Here is a 23,091-nt window from a genome sequence, read left to right as displayed (position 1 = left end):
TAAAATAGAAGAACTGAATTTACAGAAATTATTATGAAAAAATATGCTTTTATAACCGATATAAAGATGTTGGGGATTTCCAAATTATGCTGAGGTGATATGTCATGAAGAAGCGAGCTATATTGTTAACTTTTAGGTGGATTCCCATTGTCACAATCTTTGCATTATTGCTATGTGCATGTGGGCAATCGGTAGCACAAACCAAGGTCCAGCCCATTAAGGTGGGAATCGTACTGTCAGATATTGGTCTGGGTGACCAATCTTACAGCGACGCGGCTTTTCGAGGTTTGGTCAAAGCACGGGATGAGGGGAAAATTGTTTTTGAATACCGAGAAATAACGGAGACCAAGACGTATGATGCGGCTTTTGAACAGCTTGCTCAAGAAAAAGCCGATTTAATCGTTGGATTGGGTTACATGGTCAAGGACAGTCTGGAAAGCGTTGCCAAAAAATATCCGGACCGTAAATTTTTAATCGTGGATGAGAAATCAGATTTACCGAATGTGGCCTCTATCACCTTTAAAGAAGAAGAAGGTAGCTTTATGGCCGGAGTTGTCGCAGGTTTAACGAGTCGCACTGAACAGGTGGGCTTTCTCGGAGGCGTGGAATCTCCTCTGCTGAAAAAGTTTGAAATTGGATATAGTGCAGGGGTTCACTCAGTCAAGCCTAATGCCAAAGTCACCGCTACGTATGCAGGAGATTTTGGAAAGCCGGAGCTGGGTACGCAAATTGCAGATGACATGATCAATCAGGATCAGATTGATGTCATCTATGCAGCAGCAGGCCTTACGGGCGTGGGTGCGCTACAAGAAGTACAGAAGCAGCAAAAATTCGCCATCGGGGTCGATAGCGACCAGTTTTTCATTGCGGAAAAAGCGGTAGTGACCTCGATGATTAAAAATGTAGACAGTGCAATTTATACAGTAGTCAAAGGCTTTGCAGATCATCAAAGAAAATTTACGGAGAAGGACATGGTGTTTGGTCTTGCGGAAGATGGTATAGGTCTGGCACCTATTCGTGTCGTGACACTGAATCCGGATCAGCAAAAGTTGTTGGATGATTTAAAGGAAAAAATCAAATCCGGCACACTGACTGTTCCCACCCAATAAATTTTCGCAAACGGAGGATGAAAGCTGATGAAACTGCAAGGTAAACTGGTGCTGAACGCGATGATTTCCTTGATCGCTTGCCTGGCTTTAGTGGCTTATATCATTTTTGAATTAATTCGTATTAACTCGCAAAGTAGTAATCTGGTTCCGGCTATGTTGAATGTACAGCAGCTCAATGCCTATTTGATTCAGTCAGGGCAGGCACTGCAAAATTATTCAGCTTCCATGACGGAGAGCAACAAAGCCGATGTGCAAAATCAACTGACTCAGTCTGAAAAGACGATTGCATTGCTTTCACAGGGCATGATGCAAACCGAAGCGCAGCAAAAGCGACTGAATACGATTAAAACAAAATTCAGCCAATTGAAAGTAGCAACGGAGAAAGCCATGAGTACCCAAAACAGCCCGGAGTCCAAGCGGGAGGCCATGCGTGCCCAAGGGATTCAGAACGATGTATTTATGCTGGATCTGCTGACCAAGGCACGTTATGACCAATACACAGAAGATTTGACCAAGAGCATTCGTTTTACATGGCAATTGGCCTTGGCAGGTGCAGTTATACTTCTGGTGGCGGTTGGGCTATATAATACATATACATCCAGGCAGCTTGCCCTTAGAACACGCAAATTAACGGATGCCGCAAAGCAAATTGCTGAGGGAAATCTGACAGTGCAGCTTGCCCAAACCAAGGGACGCGATGAGCTGGACGAGCTCAATGAATCTTTCCGGGTGATGATCGGGAACTTGCGCAGCATTGTACTCTCCATTGATCAGGCGGGTAATCGTGTCGATCTGATGGCTCGGGATATTGATCAGCATAATGAGGCCATGAAGGAAATTGTGACACAAGTCAGCACGTCAACAGAGGAACTGGCAATAGGCAGTCAGAAAATTGCTGAGGATCTGTCGTCGACAGTTGGCGTTGTGGACGAGATGCAGCAGAAGTTTGAATCGAATCTACTGGAAACCACACAATCGACCGCGTATAGTGAGGATGCTTTGCGTGTCATTGAGCAGGGTACGCGGGTCATGAGCGATCAACTGCGTATTGTTGCAGAAAATCGTTCAGCCATGTCCGAAGTGGAGCAGACGGTCAAGGAGCTGGAGGCTAATGCAGTCGAGATTACAACCATGACTGGATATGTCTCCGAAATTGCCAGCCAAACATCGCTGTTGTCCTTGAATGCTTCTATTGAGGCTGCACGTGCAGGTGAAGCAGGAAAAGGTTTTGCTGTTGTTGCCAATGAAGTGAAAAAGCTGGCGAATCAATCAGAGTCTGCTGTAAAGAAAATTTATACCGCAGTTGACGGTATCACGCAGGCTATGGATAAGGTGAAGATTTCTGTGGCGCAAAGTCAGGAGCTGTTCCGTGAGCAGGAGAAGGCAACCTCCTCAACCGGAGAATCGTTTACAGAGATTAGTGGCAAAGTGCAGCAAATTGCCGGCCAAGTCAGCAAGTTATCAACGGACATGAATGTATCGCGAGAACTGAGCGTACAGGTACAGCAAGCTATCGAAAATATCAGCGCAATCACTCAGCAATCCGCCGCAGGCAGTGAAGAGATTACGGCTTCCACGGTAGAGCAGAAGCGTTCATTTGAGGAATCGGCTGAGAAGGTAAAAGAGCTTCGTCAGATTCGCGAGGAAATGCAGCGGGAGCTAGATCGTTTTCAGGTGGAAAAGACAAGCTAAAACCTGTGAAGCAAGTATCTGTTTTTGCTGAATAATGAATACAAGCAGTGCCAAAGAAGAAGTTCTACCTTGTACAGGGAGACTTCTTCTTTTTTATATGAATGTTGTTCCTTATATTAAGTTTGAATTACATAGGCAGGGAATTCCGACTCTTGCGTCAAATAGTAATAGGGAGAATATGCCACCAGTATATGGGTCAGAGGAAGATGGACAACGAAGTCCGGAAGGATGAAGTTACGGGAATGCTGCGACTTAAGCTTCGATTGATACTGAAAAATAAACAGACAAGATTGATTCTACTGCTTACTCTGTGCGTGTCGCTTGTGATTAGCGTGATCGGCTTGCTATCGTATTCAGGATACCGTGAAGGTTTGGATACCGAGCTGAACACACCCAATATAGAATTGTTGCAAATCAATCTGGATGTGACCAATCGGGCTTTTCGTGAGTCTGATAACAAGGCGCTGGACGCAGCATATCATCCGGATGTAGAGGCTTTTGTACGTGTCCAAACGGATGGGAAATCGCTGGAAGACAAGGCCTCCGTCATAGATCGGCTTCACAAATACTTGAAAACCCTTTCTTCGCACGAAGAAATTTATTCGGTTGAAGTTATTTCTTTGGACAATCATGCTCTCGTATCCAGCAATTATGGTTACATGCCTGATTGGAAGCAGGCACCGGATACCACATGGGTTCCCTGGATTCAGGACATTCAAAAAAAGCCGTTGTTGATTAAGCGGCGATGGTATGGCACTGATCGTGAGCAGGGGACGATAGAGTTGCTTTCGCTGGCCAGGCCCATAGTAAAGAATGGTCGGGTCATGGGTGCGGTGCTAATCAATCTGGATTACGATCGTTTTTTTTCCAAACTATATATTCATTTATCCAACTCGCAATACGTGTATGATCTGGACGGCGAGTTGATCTATCCCAAGCTGAAATCGTCCTTACCCTTAAATGATATGGGCAGGATTTTGAAAGAGCTGGATGTGAGCCCCTATGCTTATGTGGAGATAGGGGACATGGAATATATGGCCAACCAAACCTTTTCAGATGTAACGGGCTGGCGTCTAGTATCGCTCGTTCCGATGGACAAGCTGCTGAAAAATGTAAAGCTGGCGCGCAATATGATGCTGTGGCTGGCCTTTATCTCCATACTGGCTGGGTGCTCAGCAGTTTACTATTACAATTATGCAGCTTTTCGCCCCATGAAAAAAATTAATAGCCTATTAAATTCGGGCAATAAGGGAACGCGCCAAGGAGGATTGTATGACCTGGAACCTGTGATTAGCAAACTGGTTGGAGAGTTTCACCGCAAATCATTGGTGGTAGAGCGAAGCCTGCCGGAGCTGCGTTCCAAATATATGGAAGATGTCATCCAGCGTAGAATGGGCATACAGGAAATGCGTATGAAATGGGAACAGTATTTTTCCGATTGGGACGGCCATTCTTTGTTTATCATGATCGTGTCCATCGACCGGTATTCTGCGTGGGCCGCAAGCTTTCCAGAAGAGGATAAAATGCTACTCAAGTATGCGCTGAACAATATTTTGCTAGAAATGCTCGAACCTCACTGGAAAGCAGTATGCTCGCCGGAGGAGGAAAGTGGTTTTATTGTGCTGTTACAGTTCAGCGAGAGTTCGAATGAAGTTGGTACAGAGACTGACCTCCAAGAGAGCATTTTGCTTCAGAAAAGCGTGGATAGGCTGATTCAGGTTGTCGGTGAGTATCTTCCTTTGACTATTTCTATAGGGATTGGTCATATGGTCACGGATATTCAAGAGGCACGGGCGTCTTTTATAAAAGGAAAAGAGGCCCTTAATTTGCGTTTGTATGAGGGGTATGGACGTTCATATACGAATATAGACAGCAGCATAAGTGTGAAAAAGGATAACACAGTGGATGAACAGTCAAAGGAGCAGATTCAGGATTCAACATTGCTGGACAATCGGCGTGTGGAAATGATTCGTGCCCTGGAGTCACAGGAACCTGGTGCAAGTGTAAAGCTAATCAGCCACTGGGTAGAAGAACTTCGACTCCACAGAACATCCCCAGCCCAGGTCTACTTGTTTGTTCATGAATTGCTGGAAGATTTGCTAAAATGGTGTGCCACTCAGAGTGTGACGCCGCCGGATCAGCTTGCTGATTACCACTGGAATCAGATTCTGACGCTAGACCTTCAAGACATTGAGGCATTGCTGGTCATTATGTTGACTGATATTGAAGAAAAATGGCACGGCCGCATTCAGTCCAAAGATTTTGTGCGTGTACAAGAGATGATTGAATATATGGAACATCATTTGCATTTGAACATCGGGCTTCAGGAAATTGCGGATCATGTTCACATGAGCGTGTCCTCGGTGAGCAGCATGTTCAAGGAAGAAACGGGGACCACCGTTTACGATTATTTGACTGGATTACGCGTAAAAAAGGCATGCACATTACTATGTGAAACCCATTTGAAAATCGGTGAAATTGCAGAACAGGTCGGATACCGAAATGAGAACAGCTTTATTCGGGTATTCCGCAAGCACAAACAAGTGACCCCAGGGAAATTCAGACAAATCAGCAAATCTTCCAATGAATATGCAGATCGGTCAAAAGGCCGATACTTTGGCGAAATAGAAGATAAATACGAAGATTAAGCGATAGCTGTAGCCCTCCACGTTGCGGTACATTGACTTCATGTAAACGCAAACAACAAGACCGAAAACGTTGGAGGTGAAAACGGGCGCATGACGGGCCCAGTTCATTTTTGGAGAAGAGGAAACATAATGAAGAAAAAGCCATGGCAAAAATATGTGCTGGTTGCGGCGGGAGTAGCTATGCTTTCTGCCTTGAGTATCAGTGAATATGTGGATCACCGCACCCTGCAGGATCACAGCCGTATATTTCCTACGAAGCCAATAACACTCGTCGTTCCTTATGCGGCTGGAGGCGGTACAGATATTACCGCGAGAGCGTTGGCGAAAGCCGCCGAAAAGCATCTCGGTCAGCCGATAATCGTCGTTAATCGAACGGGAGGAGGCGGTTCTGTCGGGCTGATGGAAGGGGCTGAGGCGCAGGCGGACGGTTATACTGTAACGTATCTGGTCGCTGAGCTGACTACGTTGCCTCATTTGGGACTGCTACCGCTCACCTATGAGCGATTTAAGCCGCTGCTTCAAACCAATATGGACCCTTCCGCCATTACGGTCCGGGCGGATGCACCATGGACGACAGCGGAGGCATTTCTGGAGGATGCTGGGGCCCATCCCGGCAAGCTCAAAATGGGGAATGCAGGCACAGGGAGCATATGGCACCTTGCTGCCGCGATGCTGGAGCAGAAAAGCGGAGTCCGCTTTACCCATATCCCTTATGAGGGAGCAGGCCCAGCCGTCTCCGCTTTAATGAGCGGATTTGTGGATGCTGTACCCGTCAGTCCCGCAGAAGTGAAGAAATACGTGGACGAAGGGAAACTTCGCATACTGGCGATCCAGGCAGACACTATTTCGGAAGCGTTTCCAAAAGTGCCGACACTACAGCAAGCCACTGGGCTGCGTGTACATTTTATTGGCACTTGGAGAGGGCTGGCTGTACCCAAGGATACACCGGATGAAGTTGCTCAAACGCTGACGGATGCACTGATCAAGGGGACGAAAGACGAGGAATTCAGGGAGGAAATGCGTAAGCATGGGTTGGGATTGCGTGTCCAGGATGCAGAGGCATTCGCGCAGCAACTGAAGGAGAGTCATGATACCTTCGCAAGACTGATTCCCGAGCTCGGCTTGAGCCGCAAGTAATACGGCCTTGTTTTTGCATTGGCAAAAACGAAAGGGTTGAACGAAGTAATGAAAATCAAACAAAACATTGATAAAATTCCAGGGGGCATTATGCTGGTGCCGCTGTTTATTGGCGCACTTTTTCATACATTTACTCCATGGGCAGGCGACTATTTTGGATCTTTTACCAAGGGGCTGATGACAGGTACGGTACCCATTTTAGCAGTGTGGTTTTTTTGTATGGGTGCTTCTATAGATGTGCGAGCGACGGGTACTGTATTGCGTAAATCAGGAACGCTCGTATTGACTAAAATCGCGGTCGCGTGGGTAGTGGCGATCATTGCATCCAGATTGCTGCCTGTTGGTGGTGTAGAAAGTGGACTATTTGCAGGTTTGTCGGTGCTGGCGCTGATCTCGGCTATGGATATGACGAACGGCGGGTTATACGCCTCCATTATGCAGCAGTATGGCTCCAAGGAAGAGGCAGGAGCATTTGTACTGATGTCACTGGAATCGGGTCCGTTGGTGACCATGATTATTTTGGGTAGCACTGGGCTGGCCGTTTTTGAACCGCAGACATTTGTGGGGGCGGTATTACCATTTTTGGTCGGCTTTATGTTGGGCAATCTGGATCATGATTTCCGAAAATATTTTGGGAACGCAACGCAAGCTTTGATTCCATTTTTCGGTTTTGCACTTGGTTGTTCCATTGACCTGAGCGTCATTGTCCAGACAGGTATGCTTGGTATTTTATTAGGTATTTTTGTCATTATCGTTACAGGTATTCCACTGATTTTGGCGGACAAATATATCGGTGGTGGCAACGGTACAGCAGGAATTGCAGCCTCTAGTACAGCAGGAGCAGCAGTAGCGAACCCAGTCATTGTCGCCAATATCAAGCCTGAGTTCCTGCCTGTTGCGCAATCTGCAACGGCATTAGTTGCCGCTTCGGTCATTGTGACCTCGATTTTGGTACCTATTCTAACGGCATACTGGGCCAATTATATGAAACGTAAGGGGAAATCCCAAGGAGCAGGGCCTGTAAATCCAGGGACGAATGTACCTAAATGAGGATTTTGCAAAATCCTGAAATAAAGTTTGGATGATGATGCTCTCAACTTATGGATCTTTCCATTACCCGGGAAATGCTTTTGCAGTTATGCCTTCAATCCTAACATCACAAAACTTGTCCTAAAACGCTTCCGCAAACATACATATGTAAGCAGAGGAGCGTGATGGAATTGGAAAACAAGGTGCGTCGCTATTATCAGTTAAAGCAAAAGCAAAAAGAAATTGAAGGTGAACTGACTGATTTGCGTAATGACATTACCGCTCATTGTGCACAGCAGGAAGTATCAGATTGGGAAATTGGCAACTACCGAGTCAAGATTATACAGCAGCACCGCAAGGAATACGATCATACAAAGCTATATGATTCACTGCCTGATCCGCAGCTATGGCGCTTGTTTTCCAAGCCGGATACGTCGAAGATTGCCAGTTTGCTTAAGCTCAAGGTCATCGCAGAGGAGCAAATAAAAGATGCCGTTTCTCTTAAAACGGTGACGCTATTGCAGGTGGATAAAAAATAAATAAAAAGAGCTGCCCCCGTTTTCGGAGCCAGCTCTTTTTATTGTCTGTTGTTACTAGTCTTCCATCTTCACGCTCTATGAGCTATTTATCAGACAAACTTTTTCCCACTCCTTTGAGAAAATGAATGCCAAATCCCATTGCCCGGTTTACATCTGGATCATTCATCGCCTTCATAAGATCGCGCAGACGAGTCTTTTTATTCTGCTTTAGATGTTTATCGGCTTCGTTCAGGCCATTAGTAACACTGTTTGCCAGCTTTTTCATCAGCTCGGGGTCTACCTCAGACAGCATCCCTGCTGCTCCCATGAGATTATTGATGATGTTCGTCACAGGCTTACGCGTCGCTTGTCCTACAGCGATTTTGGCGATGCTTTCTTTAGCCTTTAGCATAGACTGAGCTGCTTCGAGAAGACCACTATCGTGCAGCTCACGTACGATTTCAAGTGTCTTCTGCAATGCCGCCCCATTGTCCGCCAGATCAGCAGTAAGCTGATCCAGCGATTGTTTTTGCCGTTCTTCTTCTGTCAAAATGCGTTTTCTCACAATTGAAATAGGCTTAGCCACGGCTTGACCTCCTTATTTTTGATCCACTAAATCGACGTAACCGGGACGATTCCACTTACGGCCCACTTCAACCCCATTTTGCGGATGACGCTTTTTGTAACGCGGATTGATACGTGGTAGTGGATTTTGACCGTCTACCTCCAAAATTTGCATCCGTACTTTGGCTTGTTTATAGGCCGGTGTACGGGTGACCACATCGAACGCTCCACCAGTTAACAGATTGACCGCACCATCATGGCTGGTAGAGTGCATCGGCACATAAATTTCAGTTCCCTGCACCCGGTCTGTAACCAGAACGCGTAGCTTGACCGCACCATAAGGGGATTCCAATCGAACCAGCGATCCATTAGTGATTCCGCGCTCCTCAGCCAATTCAGGTGACACTTCCACAAATACTTTTGGAAGTTTGAGCTGAATACCCGCTGATTTGGTCGTCATATTTCCTTCATGAAACTGTTCGAGCAGTCGACCATTATTTAAGGTCAAATCGAATTCAACGGGGTACTCTTTCGGTGGTACATATTCGAAAAGTCCCAATCGCGCTTTTTTATCCGGAAAGTTAAAGCCGTTGCTGTGCAGCAGCGGTGTATTGCTACCATCCGGCGATCCCCAGTGGAAGCTGTTCCAGCCTTCCAATACGTCATAATTACATTGGGAGAAAAATGGAGTGAGCGACGCCATTTCCTCGAAAATTTCACTTGGATGGCTGTAATCCCAATCAAATCCCATGTGCTTGGCAAATTGGCTGAAAATCCACCAATCCGGCTTACTGTCTCCCATAGGGCGGAGTGCTTCATATAAACGCTGGACACGACGTTCGGTGTTCGTAAAGGTTCCGTCTTTTTCGAGTGAAGGTACGGCTGGCAAAATGACATCGGCGAATTCAGCTGTTTTGCTCAGAAATACATCCTGAACGACAAGGAAATCCAAATTCGCCAGCATTTCTTGGGTATGGTTGGAGTCGGCATCCACCCATGCCATCTCTTCTCCAGCGATATACATCGCTTTGAGCTTACCTGTTTCAATAGCTTCCAGCATCTGAATGTTGTCCAGTCCGCGTTGACCTGGAATTTGTACGCCGTAGGCCGCTTCGAACTTGGCACGAACGACATCGTTCGTCACGGGCTGATAGCCCGGGAAAATATCCGGCATTGTACCCATATCGGCAGCACCCTGAACATTGTTATGTCCGCGAAGCGGATATGCGCCTGCACCCGGACGCATAAAGTTTCCAGTCACCAGCAGTAGGTTGGCAATTGCAATCGAAGTGTAAGAGCCTGCGATGTTTTGCGTCACACCCATGCCCCAGCAAATGGCAGTGCCGTCGGCTTCGTGAATCATAGTCGCTACCTGAATCAGTGTCTCTTTGGAAATACCAGTTTCCTGTTCGGCAAATTCCAGGGTGAAACGATCTAGCAACTTCAAATATTCAGGATAGAAGTTTACATGCTCTTCAATGAATTTTGCATCATGCCAGTTTTGCTCAATGATGTATTTGGCTACAGCGGATAACCATACATAATCAGTACCTTGCTTCGGACGAATGAACAGATCTGCGCGTTCTGCCATTTCATGCTTGCGCAGGTCGACCGAGATCAACTTTTGACCGTGCAGCTTATGCGCACGTTTGATACGAGTAGCCAGCACTGGATGTCCTTCTCCCGGCGCGCAACCGACCAGCATGACCAAACCTGCTTTGGCAATGTCTTTAATCGTACCGCTGTCCCCACCGATGCCTCCGGTGTATTGCAGCCCCCATGACGCAGGAGATTGGCAATACCGTGAGCAATTATCGACGTTATTCGTTTGGAAGACCTGACGAGCCAACTTTTGCATCAAATAGTTTTCTTCATTGGTAAATTTGGACGAAGAAATAAAGCCGAGTGCCTCACCGCCGTAAGTTTCTTGAATAGTTCCCATTTTGCTGGCCATCAGGCTCAAGGCTTCTTCCCAGGTAGCTTCCACAAATTCGTCACCTTGACGAATTAAAGGGGAGGTCAAACGCTGATCGCTGTTCACAAAATCCCAGCCAAATTTCCCTTTTACGCATGTCGAGATACCGTTAACAGGTCCCTCAGAGGTAGGTTGTACCTTCAAAATTTTGCGGCCTTTGGTCCAAACCTCAAAGCTGCAACCCACACCGCAAAACGTACAGACGGTTTTCGTTTTTTTCGTACGGGTTTCACGCATTGCTGCTTCGACTTCGGAAATAGCAAAAATCCCACTATAGCCCGGCTCCACTTCCTTTATTAAATCCACCATCGGATTTAATAAATCCTTGTTCATGCCACTCATGAAGCCTGCTTCTCCCAGCATAGATTTCTCCATCAAGGCATTGCATGGGCAGACGGTTACACACTGACCGCAGCTGACGCAGGAGGAATCGTTAATCGCAACCCTGTCATCCCATATGACGCGAGGGCGTTCAGCTTCCCAGTCGAGGGACAGCGTTTCATTGACCTGAAGGTTTTGGCATACCTCTACGCATTGGCCGCATGCAATACATTGATTGGGGTCATATCGATAGAAGGGATGAGACATATCTACTTCTGCCGGGTCAACTTTCGGTTGATACGGATATTTTTGATGTTCAATCTCCATAAGCTCTGCTGTATTATGCAAAGTACAATTACCGTTGTTGTTATCGCACACTGTGCAGTAGAGGAGATGATTTTCTAGCAATCGGTCCATAGCCTCGGTTTGAGCTGCTTTCGTGCGATCCGAGTGTAAATGAATATTCATTCCATCCGAAGCCAGTGTTGAGCAGGAACGCATAAGTTTTCCGTCCACTTCCACGATACATGTGTCACAGGTGCGGATCGGATCGACTTCGGGAACGTAACACAGCTGGGGATGAGCGATGTTGTTTTCGTTAATCACTTCAAGGATCGTTGCGCTGTTCTTCGTTTTCAGTTCCTGTCCGTTTAATGTAATTTTGATCGTACTATCAGTCACGGTTCAGGCTCCTTTCAGATTTTAAATTTAAAAATTAGGAATAAAAAAACTCCACCATAAACACAAGTGCTCGTGTTTCAGCACTTGTGTTTATGGTGGAGTAGTGACCAAGCTCTAGGTCCTGGAGGCCAATCCGCCATTTGAATATGTATTAATAACAAACAGTACGCACCGTCTGTATATCAATAACTTCTGAATAACTTAGATATGTCATTTTCTGCATGTCATCTCGTGTAACTATAACGTAAAATTTAAGATAGTTCAACGGTACATTATTAATTTTTTAATTGATAATGATTATCGTTTGAGAAATCGAAAAATCATTGACAAACGTTCCAGGATTGCTAACAATAGGAATGTAATCTATTTCAGAGCAATCGTAAATGGAGTGTGCGTGGGAACCGCGTATATTTTATTTGTCGCAGCGCTTGTTAGTTTGATTTTTCTATATCACATGAAGTGGGATTCGTAAAATCCTGATGTAGATAAATTAACCGGCATTTAGCAGATTCTTCGATATTCATAAGCGAAGAAGTTGTTGTGATGCCGGTTTTTTGGTTCAGTATAAAATGAATGGAAATACCGTCCCAATTTAGAGTGTAAAGAGTTTTATTAATGAAGACGGATTGAGGTGAACAGGATGGCGAACCGGAGCGACGATCAATGGAATCGTCCGTTACGGGACTTAAGAATATCCGTCATAGACCGATGTAATTTTCGGTGCCGATATTGTATGCCGGAAGAAATATTTGGCCATGACTATCCGTTTCTGCCAAAAGAAAAGATATTGACCTTTGAGGAAATTACGCGCCTTTCTCGTATTTTTGTCTCGCTGGGCGTTACGAAGCTACGTATTACTGGTGGCGAGCCGTTGCTGAGGAAAAATTTGTCCTTGCTTATTCATTCGTTAACTCAACTCGATGGGGTTGAAGATATTGCAATGACGACAAACGGCGTATTTTTGCCTAAATATGCTGTAGCACTGCGAGAGGCGGGACTAAAGAGAGTGACGGTTAGTCTGGATTCGCTCGATGATGATCGGTTCCGCCAAATGAACGGGGGCAGAAGCAGTGTAAAGGCGGTGCTGGATGGTATTGAGGCTGCGGCTCAAGCAGGGATGCAGGTGAAAATAAATATGGTCGTGCAAAAGGGCTTTAACGATCAGGATATTGTTCCCATGGCCGATTATTTCCAAAAGGAAAAGCATATTTTACGTTTTGTTGAGTTTATGGATGTAGGCAACACCAATGGCTGGAAATTGGATCAGGTCGTTTCCAAGCAGCAGATCATCGAAGCCATTCACGAGCATATGCCGTTAGAGCCTGTCCCACCCCAGTACAAAGGTGAGGTGGCGACGCGCTACAGGTATCAGGACAGAGACGGGGAAATCGGCATTATTTCGTCTGTTACGGACGCCTTCTGCTCCACATGTACACGAGCGAGAATTTCTGCTGAAGGCTCCTTGTACACGTGCCTGTTTGCCTCGCAAGGGTACAAGCTTCGCGCGATGCTGCGTTCCGAACAGTCCGATGACGAGATTAGAGCTTACATTGAGCGTGTTTGGAGAGAACGTACCGATCGCTATTCAGAGGAACGGCTGAATCATACACAGCAAGCAACATCTAAAATTGAAATGTCACACATCGGCGGGTGAGCCGAAGAGCCAGCCTGTCAGAAACAAGGGAGTGGAGCACATGGAAAAGCCAGCTGAGGTAAAACGTGAGATTCTACGTTATCGTGACGGTCAGATCAAGCGTTTTGAAGACACTGTGGTGACGGAGCATCCGGTGACCATCAAAATCAATCAGCAGGAATTTGCTACCATGGTTTGTACACCGGAGTATGTGGAGGATATGGCGGTAGGTTTTTTGGCCTCTGAAGGCGTCATTCAACGGTACGATGATATCGAAGATATTTGGGTTCAGGAAAAAGAAGGTTTTGTTCATATTAAAACCCGTCGAATGAATGAGTTTTATCAAAACTTTCATTCCAAACGGTACATTACCTCCTGCTGCGGTAAAAGTAGACAGGGCTTTTATTTTATGAATGATGCCAAAGTGGCAAAAAGAATGAATGACACCCATGTTACGCTGTCCTTTGACGATTGCTTCCGCTTGATGAATTTAATGCAAAGCTCGGCACTTACGTTCCAACAGACCGGTGGTGTTCATAATGCAGCGTTGTGCGATAAAGACGGCATGATCCTGTCCAGAATAGATATCGGCCGACACAATGCGCTGGATAAAATCTATGGACATTGCTTAAAACATGATATTGTATTGCAAGACAAAATCATAGTATTCAGCGGACGCATTTCGTCTGAAATTTTGTTGAAGGTTGCGAAGATTGGCTGTGAAGTTGTTTTGTCCAAGTCAGCTCCCACAGAGCTTGCACTTGAGTTGGCTGAGGATCTGGGAATTACGACCGTCGGCTTTATACGCAGTCGTTCTCTGAATGTGTATACGCATACTGAACGGATTGATGAACTGGTCGAATCTAAAATATAATATACAAATCTTCAATGTACACCGTCATAGTTAACCAGCATGGAATAAAACCTTTCGGGGTATTCATTCATGTTGGTTTTTCTTGGTACATATGTGGTGGACATTCACTGTACTGAAAAGGAGGGCATGTTAAATGAACTATCATATTCAAGTATTTGCCGGACTTGCGGAACAGATGGGAGGGCCTATAATTATGGTGCCTACTGAGCAAGAAACGATGACCGTTGCCGCGTTAAAAGACTTGCTATCCGAGTGTTTCCCTGAATCGGCAGCTCAGTTGCAGGGTTCTTTTGTTGCCAGAAATCAAGCCTACGCCGCTCCTGAGGACCTCGTGAGTATATATGATGAGATTGCGATTATTCCTCCGGTTTCAGGAGGGTAAATTCTATTATATAGATAGATGAATTCGATAGAATAGGTGCAAGGGGGCAGATCATATGCAATACCGTATTCAGCTATTCGCAGGTATGGCGGAGCAACTTGATGATGTGATCACAGTAGAACTTTCACAGGAAACGGTGACCATGGCAGACATTCGAAAAAGGCTGAATGAGCTGTACCCGGAAGTGACTTCACAACTGCCAGGTTCTTTTTTTACCCATCATAAAAAGCTGGCTTCTCCAGATGAACTTGTGCTTCCATCAGATGCAATTGCTCTTCATCAGTCAGCACCCGGGATGGAGACGGTCGTTTCAAAATGTGGTTTATTTGCCATTACGTACGACCCGATTGATGCCGATGAAGTAACCTCAAAGGTGCTCGACCCTTCTCATGGCGCCTCGCTGACCTTTAATGGTACGACTCGGGAATTTACGCAAGGTCAGCGAACGGTGCTGCTTGAATATGAAGCGTATGTCCCGATGGCCATGAACACGATGAAGCAGATTGGTGACGAAATTGCAGAGCATTGGCCTTCTACACGTACTGCGATTACACATCGGCTTGGCACGGTCAGAATTGGAGAGACGAGTGTGGTGATTGCTGTCTCTGCTGCACACCGCGATACTTGCTACGAAGCCAGCCGCCATGCCATTGAACGGTTAAAGCAAATCGTACCGATTTGGAAAAAGGAAGTGTGGGAGGACGGCTCAGAATGGAAGGGGCATCAGCTGGGCGGCTGGAATCCTCAAAATACCCCAAAGCTTTCGAATAAGGACGAGGACATCTGAGCTTTTAGCTTGTCTGATCAACTTGTAGCTATCAATGGATAAGTATGGAGGGTAAACCAACGATGTCAGAAATGGACAAAATCCAGAAAATAGAAGTTGCTGCACAAGCACATGCGCATGCGTCTCATGCCCGTTATTCTAGACAGGAATTATTCTCGAAAATTGGACCGACAGGCCAGCAAAATATCCGTAGTAAGCACGTGCTGATGGTGGGGGCCGGCGCACTGGGCACTGCCAATGCTGACATGCTGGTGCGAGCGGGCATCGGACGGCTGACGTTGGTAGACCGCGATTATGTAGATTGGAGCAATTTGCAGCGCCAACAGCTCTATGACGAAGCGGATGCCCGTGATCAGATCCCCAAGGCAGTGGCCGCGCAGAAGCGATTGCAGCAAATCAATTCGGACGTGGACATTCGTGCGCTAGTCCGGGACGTCTCGCTAGATGAAATCGACGATATCGCAGCAGGGGTGGATCTCATCGTAGATGCCACCGACAATTTTGATACACGTCTGCTTATGAACGATTATGCGGTCAAGCATCGAATCCCTTGGATTTACGGGGCGTGTGTGGGCAGCTATGGGACAACCTTTACCATCGTGCCAGGGCAGACACCGTGCCTGCATTGCCTGCTCGGAACCGTACCGCTCGGCGGTGCGACCTGTGATACGGTCGGTGTGATTAGCCCGGCTGTACAGATGGTGGCGGCTTATCAAAGCGCCGAGGCATTGAAGCTGCTCACCGGGAACGAATCAGCCTTACAGGGTAAGCTGATTTCCTTCGATCTGTGGAACAATCAGCATCAGGCGATCCAAATCAGCGCCATGAAGAAAGCCGATTGTCCAACATGTGGTGAGTACCCTGTGTATCCTTTTTTACAATCGGAGCATCAGGCTAAAACGGCTGTCTTGTGCGGACGAGATACGGTTCAAATCCGCCCGGCCCCGGGTACTGTACGTGATCTGAATGAAGCGGCACGTTTGTTATCCCGTCAGGGGGGCAAAGTGGAGCATAATCCATACCTGGTATCCGTTGTTATCGGAACGCATCGAATTGTTCTTTTTCAGGATGGACGCGTCTTAATTCATGGCACGAAGGACATCGCTGAGGCGAGATCGATTTATCACAAATATTTGGGTTGACCCAATAGATTCGAACCGTTATGAGATGTACAATGTTTTCTTATTTTCGCCATCACATTTTCGTCATCTCATTTTGGAATTTATAGGATAGGGGAAGAACAAATTGAAAAAGAAATTTGGGTACATATTCACGTTCGTTGGATTGTTGGCATGGGTTCTGGCGGGGTGCTCGTCTCCGGCTGCTGTACAGTCGGCACAGTCTGCACCCAAGACAGAACTAGTCGTATCTGCCGCTGCAAGTCTTCAAGATAGTCTGAATACGCTCAAGGACCAGTATGAGAAACAGCACCCAGATATCAAACTTACCTTTAACTACGCTTCATCTGGTACATTACAAAAACAAATTGAACAAGGCGCACCCGCTGACGTATTTATTTCGGCGGGCATGAAGCAAATGAAGGCATTAACGGATGCTTCATTGGTGGAAAAGGATAACGTGTTGCTTCAAAATAAACTGGTTGTGGTTGTTCCACAAGATAAGGCGAAAAGCACAGATAACAAAAGCATTACGCTCAATGACTTGATGGGTCCTTCTTACCTGAAAGTGGCTGTTGGGGAGCCTACTACCGTTCCCGCCGGACAGTATTCCAAAGAATCGTTAACGAAGGCTGGACTATGGGACAAGCTGGAACCTAAGATGGTATTCGCCAAGGACGTAAGACAGGTATTAAATTATGTTGAAACAGGCAATGCCGATGCAGGACTCGTCTATCTGACGGATGCCAAATCATCTGATAAAACGGTCATAGCACTGGAAGTGCCTGAGGAATTGCATGCACCCATCCTGTATCCTGAAGGCATTGTAAAAGCAACCAAACACAGCCAGGAAGCAGGCGAGTTTCTTAATTTTCTACGGACAGATGAAGCTATGAGTGTGTTCAGTAAAGATGGATTTTCAGCCCCTACAGAAATGACGGGAAAATAGAATTCACAGATAAAGGAGGGGGTTCCGTTGGATTGGTCAGCTTTTCTTCCTCCGGTTATCGTATCTGTTAAAGTTGCTGTCGTCGCCAGCATCATCGTCTTTTTATTAGCTACTGTGGTAGCGCGGATGATGGCGAACTGCACGCCGCGGAGGGGAACCAGCGTGATTGAGACCGTCCTACTTCTTCCGCTCGTTTTGCCTCCCACTGTTGTCGGCTTTATTTTGCTCATCTTGCTGGGAAGGAAAAGCTGGATTGGCACTGCCTTCGAAAGCTTGTTCCAGCAGACGATTGTATTTACATGGGGAGCTGCAGTGGTGGCGGCCGTAGTTGTTGCTTTTCCACTGGCTTACCGTACCATTAAAGCAGGTTTTGAAGCTGTAGACCCAGAGGTAGAGGAGGCTGCACGTGCGCAAGGTGCCAACGAATGGCAAGTGTTTCGCCACATTACGATGCCCCTTGCCTACCGACCACTCATTTCAGGATACATTCTCGGATTTGCCCGAGGGTTAGGAGAATTTGGCGCTACGCTGATGCTTGCGGGTAATATTCCTGAACAGACCCAAACCCTGCCTACAGCGATTTACACCGCGTCCGAGGTCGGAAATATGACACTCTCTTGGAGCTGGGTAGCTGTCATCATTTTATTCTCTTTTATTATGTTGATGCTTTCTAATCGACTGGTAAAGGATTAGTCCGTTGGAGTAAGAACATGCGTAGTCTGCCGATAGGGCAGCTGCGGCAACGTCAGCAGCTTAGATCACCAAGAAACCCTGCGATTACTAAAACGCAGGGTTTCTTGTTTCTTTCGACAGCGATTACGGTGACCTCCCGGTCCTTGGTATGGCGCATTAGGTTGCACTAATGGCCGATGCTATAGAACAGATTTAGTGGAATTATGGTACAATTTACAAGAAAAATAAAGGGGGATGAGGAACATGAAGAAATTCGGGCAAATGTTTCTGGTAGGTTTAGCCATGGTTTTCGGGCTTGGTCTGGTGGCCGGAAATGTGCAACCTCCCGTCGCTTCCGCGGCCGGTACAGAATATTATGTGTCCACGAGCGGCAGCGACTCTAATGCCGGAACGAACGATGCGCCGTGGAAGACGTTGCAGCACGCGGCTGACGTGGCTCCTGCGGGCAGCACGGTTTACGTCCGAGGCGGCGTGTACAAGCAGAAATTAAAGATTACCCGCTCTGGCTCCGCTTCGCAGGGTCCAATTGTGTTCACCAACTATGGGACGGAGACCGCCATTATTGATGGCAGCGGACTTTCGGTCAGCGGGAACGAAGGGCTGATCGAACTGGCCGATGTCAATCACGTTACCGTTCAGGGGTTTGAAATCCGTAATTTTACCACTGCTTCCAAGAACACGGTGCCCGTAGGTATTTATGTCCACGGTTCGGGCGGCTTCATTAATCTGTCCAACAACAAAATCCATGACATCAAAAACACGGTCACCCCGACCGGCAAAGATCGGCTGGGCCGGGACGCTCACGGTATCGCTGTTTATGGCACGAAAGCTCCGGCTTCGATTCACGACCTTACGATCAGCGGTAATGAGCTGTACAATCTCGTGCTGGGCTCCAGCGAATCGCTCGTTTTAAACGGCAACGTGGACGGCTTTGCGGTGACCGACAACCTCATTCACGATAATGACAACATCGGGATTGATCTGATCGGTTTTGAGGGAACTGCGCCGAATACTGCTTACGATCAGGCGCGAAACGGGCTAGTGAAGGGCAACCGGGTGTACAATAATTCTGTTCAAAATAACCCATCTTACAAGAGCGATGACAACTCGGCCGGTGGTATTTATGTGGATGGAGGCAAGGACAGTATTATCGAGCAGAATTACAGCTACAACAACGACATCGGCGTCGAAATGGCCTCTGAGCATGCCGGCAAAGCCACCAGCAATATTACAGTCCGCAGCAACGTGATATATAACAACCGGCTGACTGGTATTGCCATGGGCGGTTACAATGAGGAGCGCGGCTCAACGGTAAACTGCAAGATCGTGAACAATACGCTATACAAGAACGATACATTTGACGACGGAAGCGGCCAGCTTTTGGTTCAGTACGATACGCGAAACAATGTGATCAAAAACAATATTTTCGTGGCCAGCTCCACAGATATGCTGATCTCCAATGGATACACCAAAAATTCCGGCAATGTTGTGGATTATAACTTATACTTTGCTCCGAGCGGCAGTTCGGAAGCTAACTGGATCTGGAAAAATAAAGAGTATACGGGATTCTCCGCGTACAAATCGGGGACCGGCAACGATACGCATTCTCTGTTTGCCGATCCTAAATTCGTGAATGCCGCGAACAGCGACTTCCATTTGCAGTCTTCGTCACCGGCGATCGATGCCGGGAACACGGACCGTGCCATCATTGGAACACTGGATATTGACGGGAAGCCCAGAGTACAGGGAGCCGCGGTGAACATCGGTGCCTACGAGTAAGCCTTATATTTTATGACTAGTGCATAGCGAATCTATGTGGGGCCGCTGCTTGTACGTTTTTACAATGTTCCTTGCAATTAAAACACCTTCAAAGAGAATCCCCATGTCGTAAGATATGAGGATAAACTTTGGAGGTGTTTTTGCGTTGGCAACAAGATTAAGCTATCCTCGGAAAGTAAAAATGGAAGTCGTACAAATGAGATTAGATGGTTGTTTCTGTTCGAGAGGCTCTGATTAACATAGTTGTTGTACACCTTTGAACCATACGGACTTGATCGACAAGGTATCCGAGATGTTGGTTGTCGGATCACCGTTTACTAGTATAAGGTCAGCGAGCGCACCTTCGGTAATACAGCCGCGATCGTAAAGCCCAAAGCAACGGGCCGGTTTCGCAGTAGCCGACTGAAGCGCTTCTATGGGAGTAAATCCGGCCTCAACCAGCAATTGCATTTCATGATGAACGCTGGCTCCATGAGCAAGACCGCCAAGATTGGGAACAGGAACGGGGGCGACATCCGTCCCGACCAGAATATCCACACCGGCACGGTGAAGATCCATCACATTTTTAAAGCTATTCTCCAAATTGCCTTGCGGGAAAGTATGGAAGCTTGAGTTCAAAATATCGATCCATTCTGGACTTAATTTGGAATAAACACGTGAATCATTCGCCAATTCTGATGCCGGATTTCCCAGAATGGATGAGTTCAATACTAAGCACGGTATAACAAATGCGCCTGAATCCGCTATGGATTTCACCAACTCGGATGTGCATTCGGGCCTGTCGAGAAATAAGTGACCCAATCCGTCGACTCCCATATCGATGGCGGTTTGCGAAGAATCAGCCGTCAAGACGTGGGCTATGACAATTTTATCGAATTTATGGGCTTCTGCCACGGCTGCTTTTAAAATCTCGTCGCTTAAAATAGGTAGTCCAGGGGCACCCAAGACCGTCCCTTCTTCAATCATGATTTTAATATAGTCGGCGCCACTCTCCACCTGGGTATGCACATGTTTGATCGCTTCTTCCACTGTCGTCACTTGGGGCACCTCTTCGTGATCGTGAGCGTAGGCGGCTAGCATAGCTTCCCGGTCTTCCTTAGGTAACTTCTCCAATTCCTTTAATACGAACTCCGGAATTTCATCCTCATCCTGCAATAATTCATCCGGATGACCACCTGGAGCAGTGATCGCTGTGCCGGCAGAACGGACTTCGGCGACGTCATTCACGTTTTTCAACTGGATCTTGCGCCCTCTTTCTGTAAAACTGCCGTTCATTTCGAGTTCTGTCGTGACGCCGAATTTTAAAGCATCTCGTAACCCACCGATTGAAGTGTGGACATGCGCATCAATCAGGCCGGGCAATAATGTCGCATTTTCCCCATCGATGATCGTTGCATGTGTCGGAAGGTCTCCGCCTACCGAAATAATGGTTTCCCCATGGATGACAACATTTCTGGGCTCAATAACTTTTTCACCATCGAAAATACGTACATTCGTAATCGCTGTAACTTTTTCTACCGTAGAGCTTTGAGTTACATTCTTCATGTCGTTCCTCCTTAGTGTTCAATCTTAAACACTTAGAATTCTAACTATTAGTTTTATAACTGTCAATAAACTAATTTTCATTTGACAAACAGTTTAGAGATTTATATAGTTTATTTACTGACAATTAGACTTCTAATAATTTGAGGAGATATGATTATGAAAACCCAAAAGGATACGGTTTATCTGGATTTGTTTCAGATTATTGGTCTTAAGTTAAAGAAAAGAGCGGACGAGAGCATAAAAGAGTTGGGATTAAATGCTCAACAAGGAAAAATGATTAAATATATCTACGAGAATCAAGAAAATGATTTAATTCAGAAGGATCTTGCCGATCGGTTTCATCTGCGCGGAGCCAGCATTACAAGCATACTTCAAGGTCTTGAGCAAAAAGGATTCATCGAGCGCAAAATCCCGGCCAATAATGAACGGCAAAAAAATATTTATGTTTTACCAAAAGCCATTGAATTGATTGAAGCTTTTAGTGACTCTTTCCAAAAGGTGGAGGACGAAATTGTTCAAGCCCTGACCGAAGAGGAGAAGCGAATTTTAGAGGAAATGTTAATCAAAATTAATGAACGCTTATAATTGCAGATAAAATCATGTTCCAAAAATCACTTTCGCTAGTCTCTGTTTTATATGATAGGAATCGGTTATGATGGAAATAGTAATAGGGATTTTAGTAGATTTTAGGAGAGCGGTGCGATATGAGAAGGGAAACGGGTTTTAACGAAATTATTCGAAAAGTACGTAAAGAGCTGTTTGGGAAAGGCCCGGAACGCATACATACGACCTTTGTAGATAATATGGCTATCACGATGCTGTATGGAAATTTAACCCCATCTGAAAAGTTTCTTGCACAAGAAGAATCCGGGAAAGAGATGGTGCATGCAGCCCGAACCAAAATGGTTCAAAAAATATATCCCACACACTTCAATAAAGAACTGGAGGATTACATGGATTCCCGGCTGCTGCACCTCTTTTCAGATATTAAAGTGGAGGAAGATATAGCCATCTCCGTTTTTGTATTTGAAGATAATATTACTGCAAAATAAAAAGAAGGCGGAACCGACATAGCATCCATATTGTCGGAGAGTTCGGCTGCACCTTCGATTTAATTAACGATGTCCTAATGGAATGAAAAGAGAGCTGTTTCTGTTTACACGTTTTTTCTTCTTCGATATTGATATTGGGACCATTGGTAGAGAACAAAACATCCTATGCAAAAACCAAGGATAGCCACCAAGGCCGCCACCAGGACCATGGCCGAGAATACATAAGCGACAATACTCCACTGGAGCATAAATCCTACCCAAGCGACCAACAGAAAAAAGACGGCAAGAAGCTGATTAAACCTTTGCTGCTCTCGGTCCTCCTGCACATACGAGGAGGGGCTTTTCTTCAAGAAAAGCTTGGCTATCCGCATTACTGGATTGAAGTTAAAAAGGACGCCGAGCAACCCCGCGATAAGAGGAATAACTAGCACCCCATATCCCCCTGTAATCCAAGTAAAAACTACAGATAAAACAATTACCCATTGATTAGCCCTGACTAACGGACGCGGAATGGAAGATGGATTTTGGCTCATATATATCATCCTTTTCATATCGGAATAAAGTAAAAACTGAAATTATTATAGCCTAACATTTGGAGAATAGAT

General features: G+C 46.2%; 20 protein-coding genes. 16 read left to right on the top strand and 4 right to left on the bottom strand.

Annotated elements, in window-relative coordinates; all coding sequences use genetic code 11:
- The first annotated feature begins 104 nt into the window (after nucleotides 1-104).
- The 6 genes from JOE49_RS23285 (at nucleotide 105) to JOE49_RS23260 (ending at nucleotide 8,154) form a co-directional block, all read left to right on the top strand.
- Entirely contained in the window at nucleotides 105-1,109 is a 1,005-nt protein-coding gene (locus JOE49_RS23285; protein ID WP_209942997.1) for a BMP family lipoprotein, read from the top strand.
- A gap of 27 nt (nucleotides 1,110-1,136) precedes the next feature.
- Nucleotides 1,137-2,801 (top strand): methyl-accepting chemotaxis protein, encoded by a 1,665-nt coding sequence (locus JOE49_RS23280; RefSeq protein ID WP_160790252.1) that lies wholly within the window; start codon nucleotides 1,137-1,139, stop codon nucleotides 2,799-2,801.
- A gap of 206 nt (nucleotides 2,802-3,007) precedes the next feature.
- Complete coding sequence (locus JOE49_RS23275; protein ID WP_209942995.1) at nucleotides 3,008-5,449, top strand: AraC family transcriptional regulator; 2,442 nt, start codon at nucleotides 3,008-3,010, stop codon at nucleotides 5,447-5,449.
- Nucleotides 5,450-5,578: 129 nt separating this feature from the next.
- Nucleotides 5,579-6,586 carry a tripartite tricarboxylate transporter substrate binding protein gene (locus JOE49_RS23270; protein WP_068942435.1) on the top strand — a complete coding sequence of 336 codons (1,008 nt, stop codon included), beginning with the start codon at nucleotides 5,579-5,581 and terminating at the stop codon, nucleotides 6,584-6,586.
- A 48-nt stretch (nucleotides 6,587-6,634) separates the two neighbouring features.
- Nucleotides 6,635-7,636 carry a 2-keto-3-deoxygluconate transporter gene (gene kdgT, locus JOE49_RS23265; protein ID WP_209942994.1) on the top strand — a complete coding sequence of 334 codons (1,002 nt, stop codon included), beginning with the start codon at nucleotides 6,635-6,637 and terminating at the stop codon, nucleotides 7,634-7,636.
- 164 nt (nucleotides 7,637-7,800) lie between these two features.
- A complete protein-coding gene (locus tag JOE49_RS23260; RefSeq protein WP_160790763.1) occupies nucleotides 7,801-8,154 on the top strand; it encodes a hypothetical protein in 354 nt (117 codons plus the stop codon).
- 82 nt (nucleotides 8,155-8,236) lie between these two features.
- Here JOE49_RS23260 and JOE49_RS23255 read toward each other — a convergent pair whose 3' ends face one another.
- Together JOE49_RS23255 and fdhF are read right to left on the bottom strand one after the other, a co-directional pair.
- A complete protein-coding gene (locus tag JOE49_RS23255) occupies nucleotides 8,237-8,719 on the bottom strand; it encodes a helical membrane plugin domain-containing protein (RefSeq protein ID WP_061829711.1) in 483 nt (160 codons plus the stop codon).
- Between the two features lie 12 nt (nucleotides 8,720-8,731).
- Nucleotides 8,732-11,674: a formate dehydrogenase subunit alpha gene (gene fdhF, locus JOE49_RS23250; protein ID WP_209942992.1), complete on the bottom strand. Its 2,943-nt coding sequence runs from the start codon at nucleotides 11,672-11,674 to the stop codon at nucleotides 8,732-8,734.
- Between the two features lie 640 nt (nucleotides 11,675-12,314).
- On the opposite strand from fdhF, the gene moaA reads away from it, so the two are divergent.
- The 8 genes from moaA (at nucleotide 12,315) to JOE49_RS23210 (ending at nucleotide 19,889) form a co-directional block, all read left to right on the top strand.
- Nucleotides 12,315-13,328 (top strand): GTP 3',8-cyclase MoaA, encoded by a 1,014-nt coding sequence (gene moaA, locus JOE49_RS23245; RefSeq protein ID WP_209942990.1) that lies wholly within the window; start codon nucleotides 12,315-12,317, stop codon nucleotides 13,326-13,328.
- A gap of 40 nt (nucleotides 13,329-13,368) precedes the next feature.
- Entirely contained in the window at nucleotides 13,369-14,181 is an 813-nt protein-coding gene (fdhD, locus tag JOE49_RS23240) for a formate dehydrogenase accessory sulfurtransferase FdhD (protein ID WP_023989569.1), read from the top strand.
- Between the two features lie 133 nt (nucleotides 14,182-14,314).
- The gene (locus JOE49_RS23235) at nucleotides 14,315-14,563 is read left to right on the top strand and encodes a MoaD/ThiS family protein (RefSeq protein ID WP_028542528.1); all 249 of its coding nucleotides are present in this window, start codon (nucleotides 14,315-14,317) and stop codon (nucleotides 14,561-14,563) included.
- A 55-nt stretch (nucleotides 14,564-14,618) separates the two neighbouring features.
- Entirely contained in the window at nucleotides 14,619-15,350 is a 732-nt protein-coding gene (locus JOE49_RS23230; protein ID WP_160790455.1) for a molybdenum cofactor biosynthesis protein MoaE, read from the top strand.
- A 62-nt stretch (nucleotides 15,351-15,412) separates the two neighbouring features.
- Complete coding sequence (locus JOE49_RS23225; RefSeq protein ID WP_023989566.1) at nucleotides 15,413-16,492, top strand: thiazole biosynthesis adenylyltransferase ThiF; 1,080 nt, start codon at nucleotides 15,413-15,415, stop codon at nucleotides 16,490-16,492.
- 103 nt (nucleotides 16,493-16,595) lie between these two features.
- On the top strand, nucleotides 16,596-17,417 hold the full coding sequence (gene modA, locus JOE49_RS23220; protein WP_069080357.1) for a molybdate ABC transporter substrate-binding protein: 822 nt from the start codon (nucleotides 16,596-16,598) through the stop codon (nucleotides 17,415-17,417).
- A 27-nt stretch (nucleotides 17,418-17,444) separates the two neighbouring features.
- Complete coding sequence (modB, locus tag JOE49_RS23215) at nucleotides 17,445-18,110, top strand: molybdate ABC transporter permease subunit (RefSeq protein ID WP_023989564.1); 666 nt, start codon at nucleotides 17,445-17,447, stop codon at nucleotides 18,108-18,110.
- 243 nt (nucleotides 18,111-18,353) lie between these two features.
- The gene (locus JOE49_RS23210) at nucleotides 18,354-19,889 is read left to right on the top strand and encodes a choice-of-anchor Q domain-containing protein (protein WP_053325820.1); all 1,536 of its coding nucleotides are present in this window, start codon (nucleotides 18,354-18,356) and stop codon (nucleotides 19,887-19,889) included.
- Between the two features lie 234 nt (nucleotides 19,890-20,123).
- Here JOE49_RS23210 and JOE49_RS23205 read toward each other — a convergent pair whose 3' ends face one another.
- Entirely contained in the window at nucleotides 20,124-21,434 is a 1,311-nt protein-coding gene (locus JOE49_RS23205; RefSeq protein WP_023989563.1) for an amidohydrolase family protein, read from the bottom strand.
- 156 nt (nucleotides 21,435-21,590) lie between these two features.
- Between JOE49_RS23205 and JOE49_RS23200 the strand changes: the two genes are divergently transcribed.
- Nucleotides 21,591-22,019 carry a MarR family winged helix-turn-helix transcriptional regulator gene (locus tag JOE49_RS23200; RefSeq protein ID WP_023989562.1) on the top strand — a complete coding sequence of 143 codons (429 nt, stop codon included), beginning with the start codon at nucleotides 21,591-21,593 and terminating at the stop codon, nucleotides 22,017-22,019.
- A gap of 119 nt (nucleotides 22,020-22,138) precedes the next feature.
- Nucleotides 22,139-22,486: a Na-translocating system protein MpsC family protein gene (locus JOE49_RS23195; RefSeq protein WP_013311231.1), complete on the top strand. Its 348-nt coding sequence runs from the start codon at nucleotides 22,139-22,141 to the stop codon at nucleotides 22,484-22,486.
- A gap of 104 nt (nucleotides 22,487-22,590) precedes the next feature.
- Here JOE49_RS23195 and JOE49_RS23190 read toward each other — a convergent pair whose 3' ends face one another.
- The gene (locus tag JOE49_RS23190) at nucleotides 22,591-23,019 is read right to left on the bottom strand and encodes a DUF4395 domain-containing protein (RefSeq protein WP_023989561.1); all 429 of its coding nucleotides are present in this window, start codon (nucleotides 23,017-23,019) and stop codon (nucleotides 22,591-22,593) included.
- Nucleotides 23,020-23,091: the final 72 nt, after the last annotated feature.

Origin of the sequence: Paenibacillus sp. PvR133 (assembly GCF_017833155.1) — a bacterium.
Lineage (GTDB): Bacteria > Bacillota > Bacilli > Paenibacillales > Paenibacillaceae > Paenibacillus > Paenibacillus polymyxa_B.
This window is presented reverse-complemented; position numbering and strand designations above follow the sequence as displayed.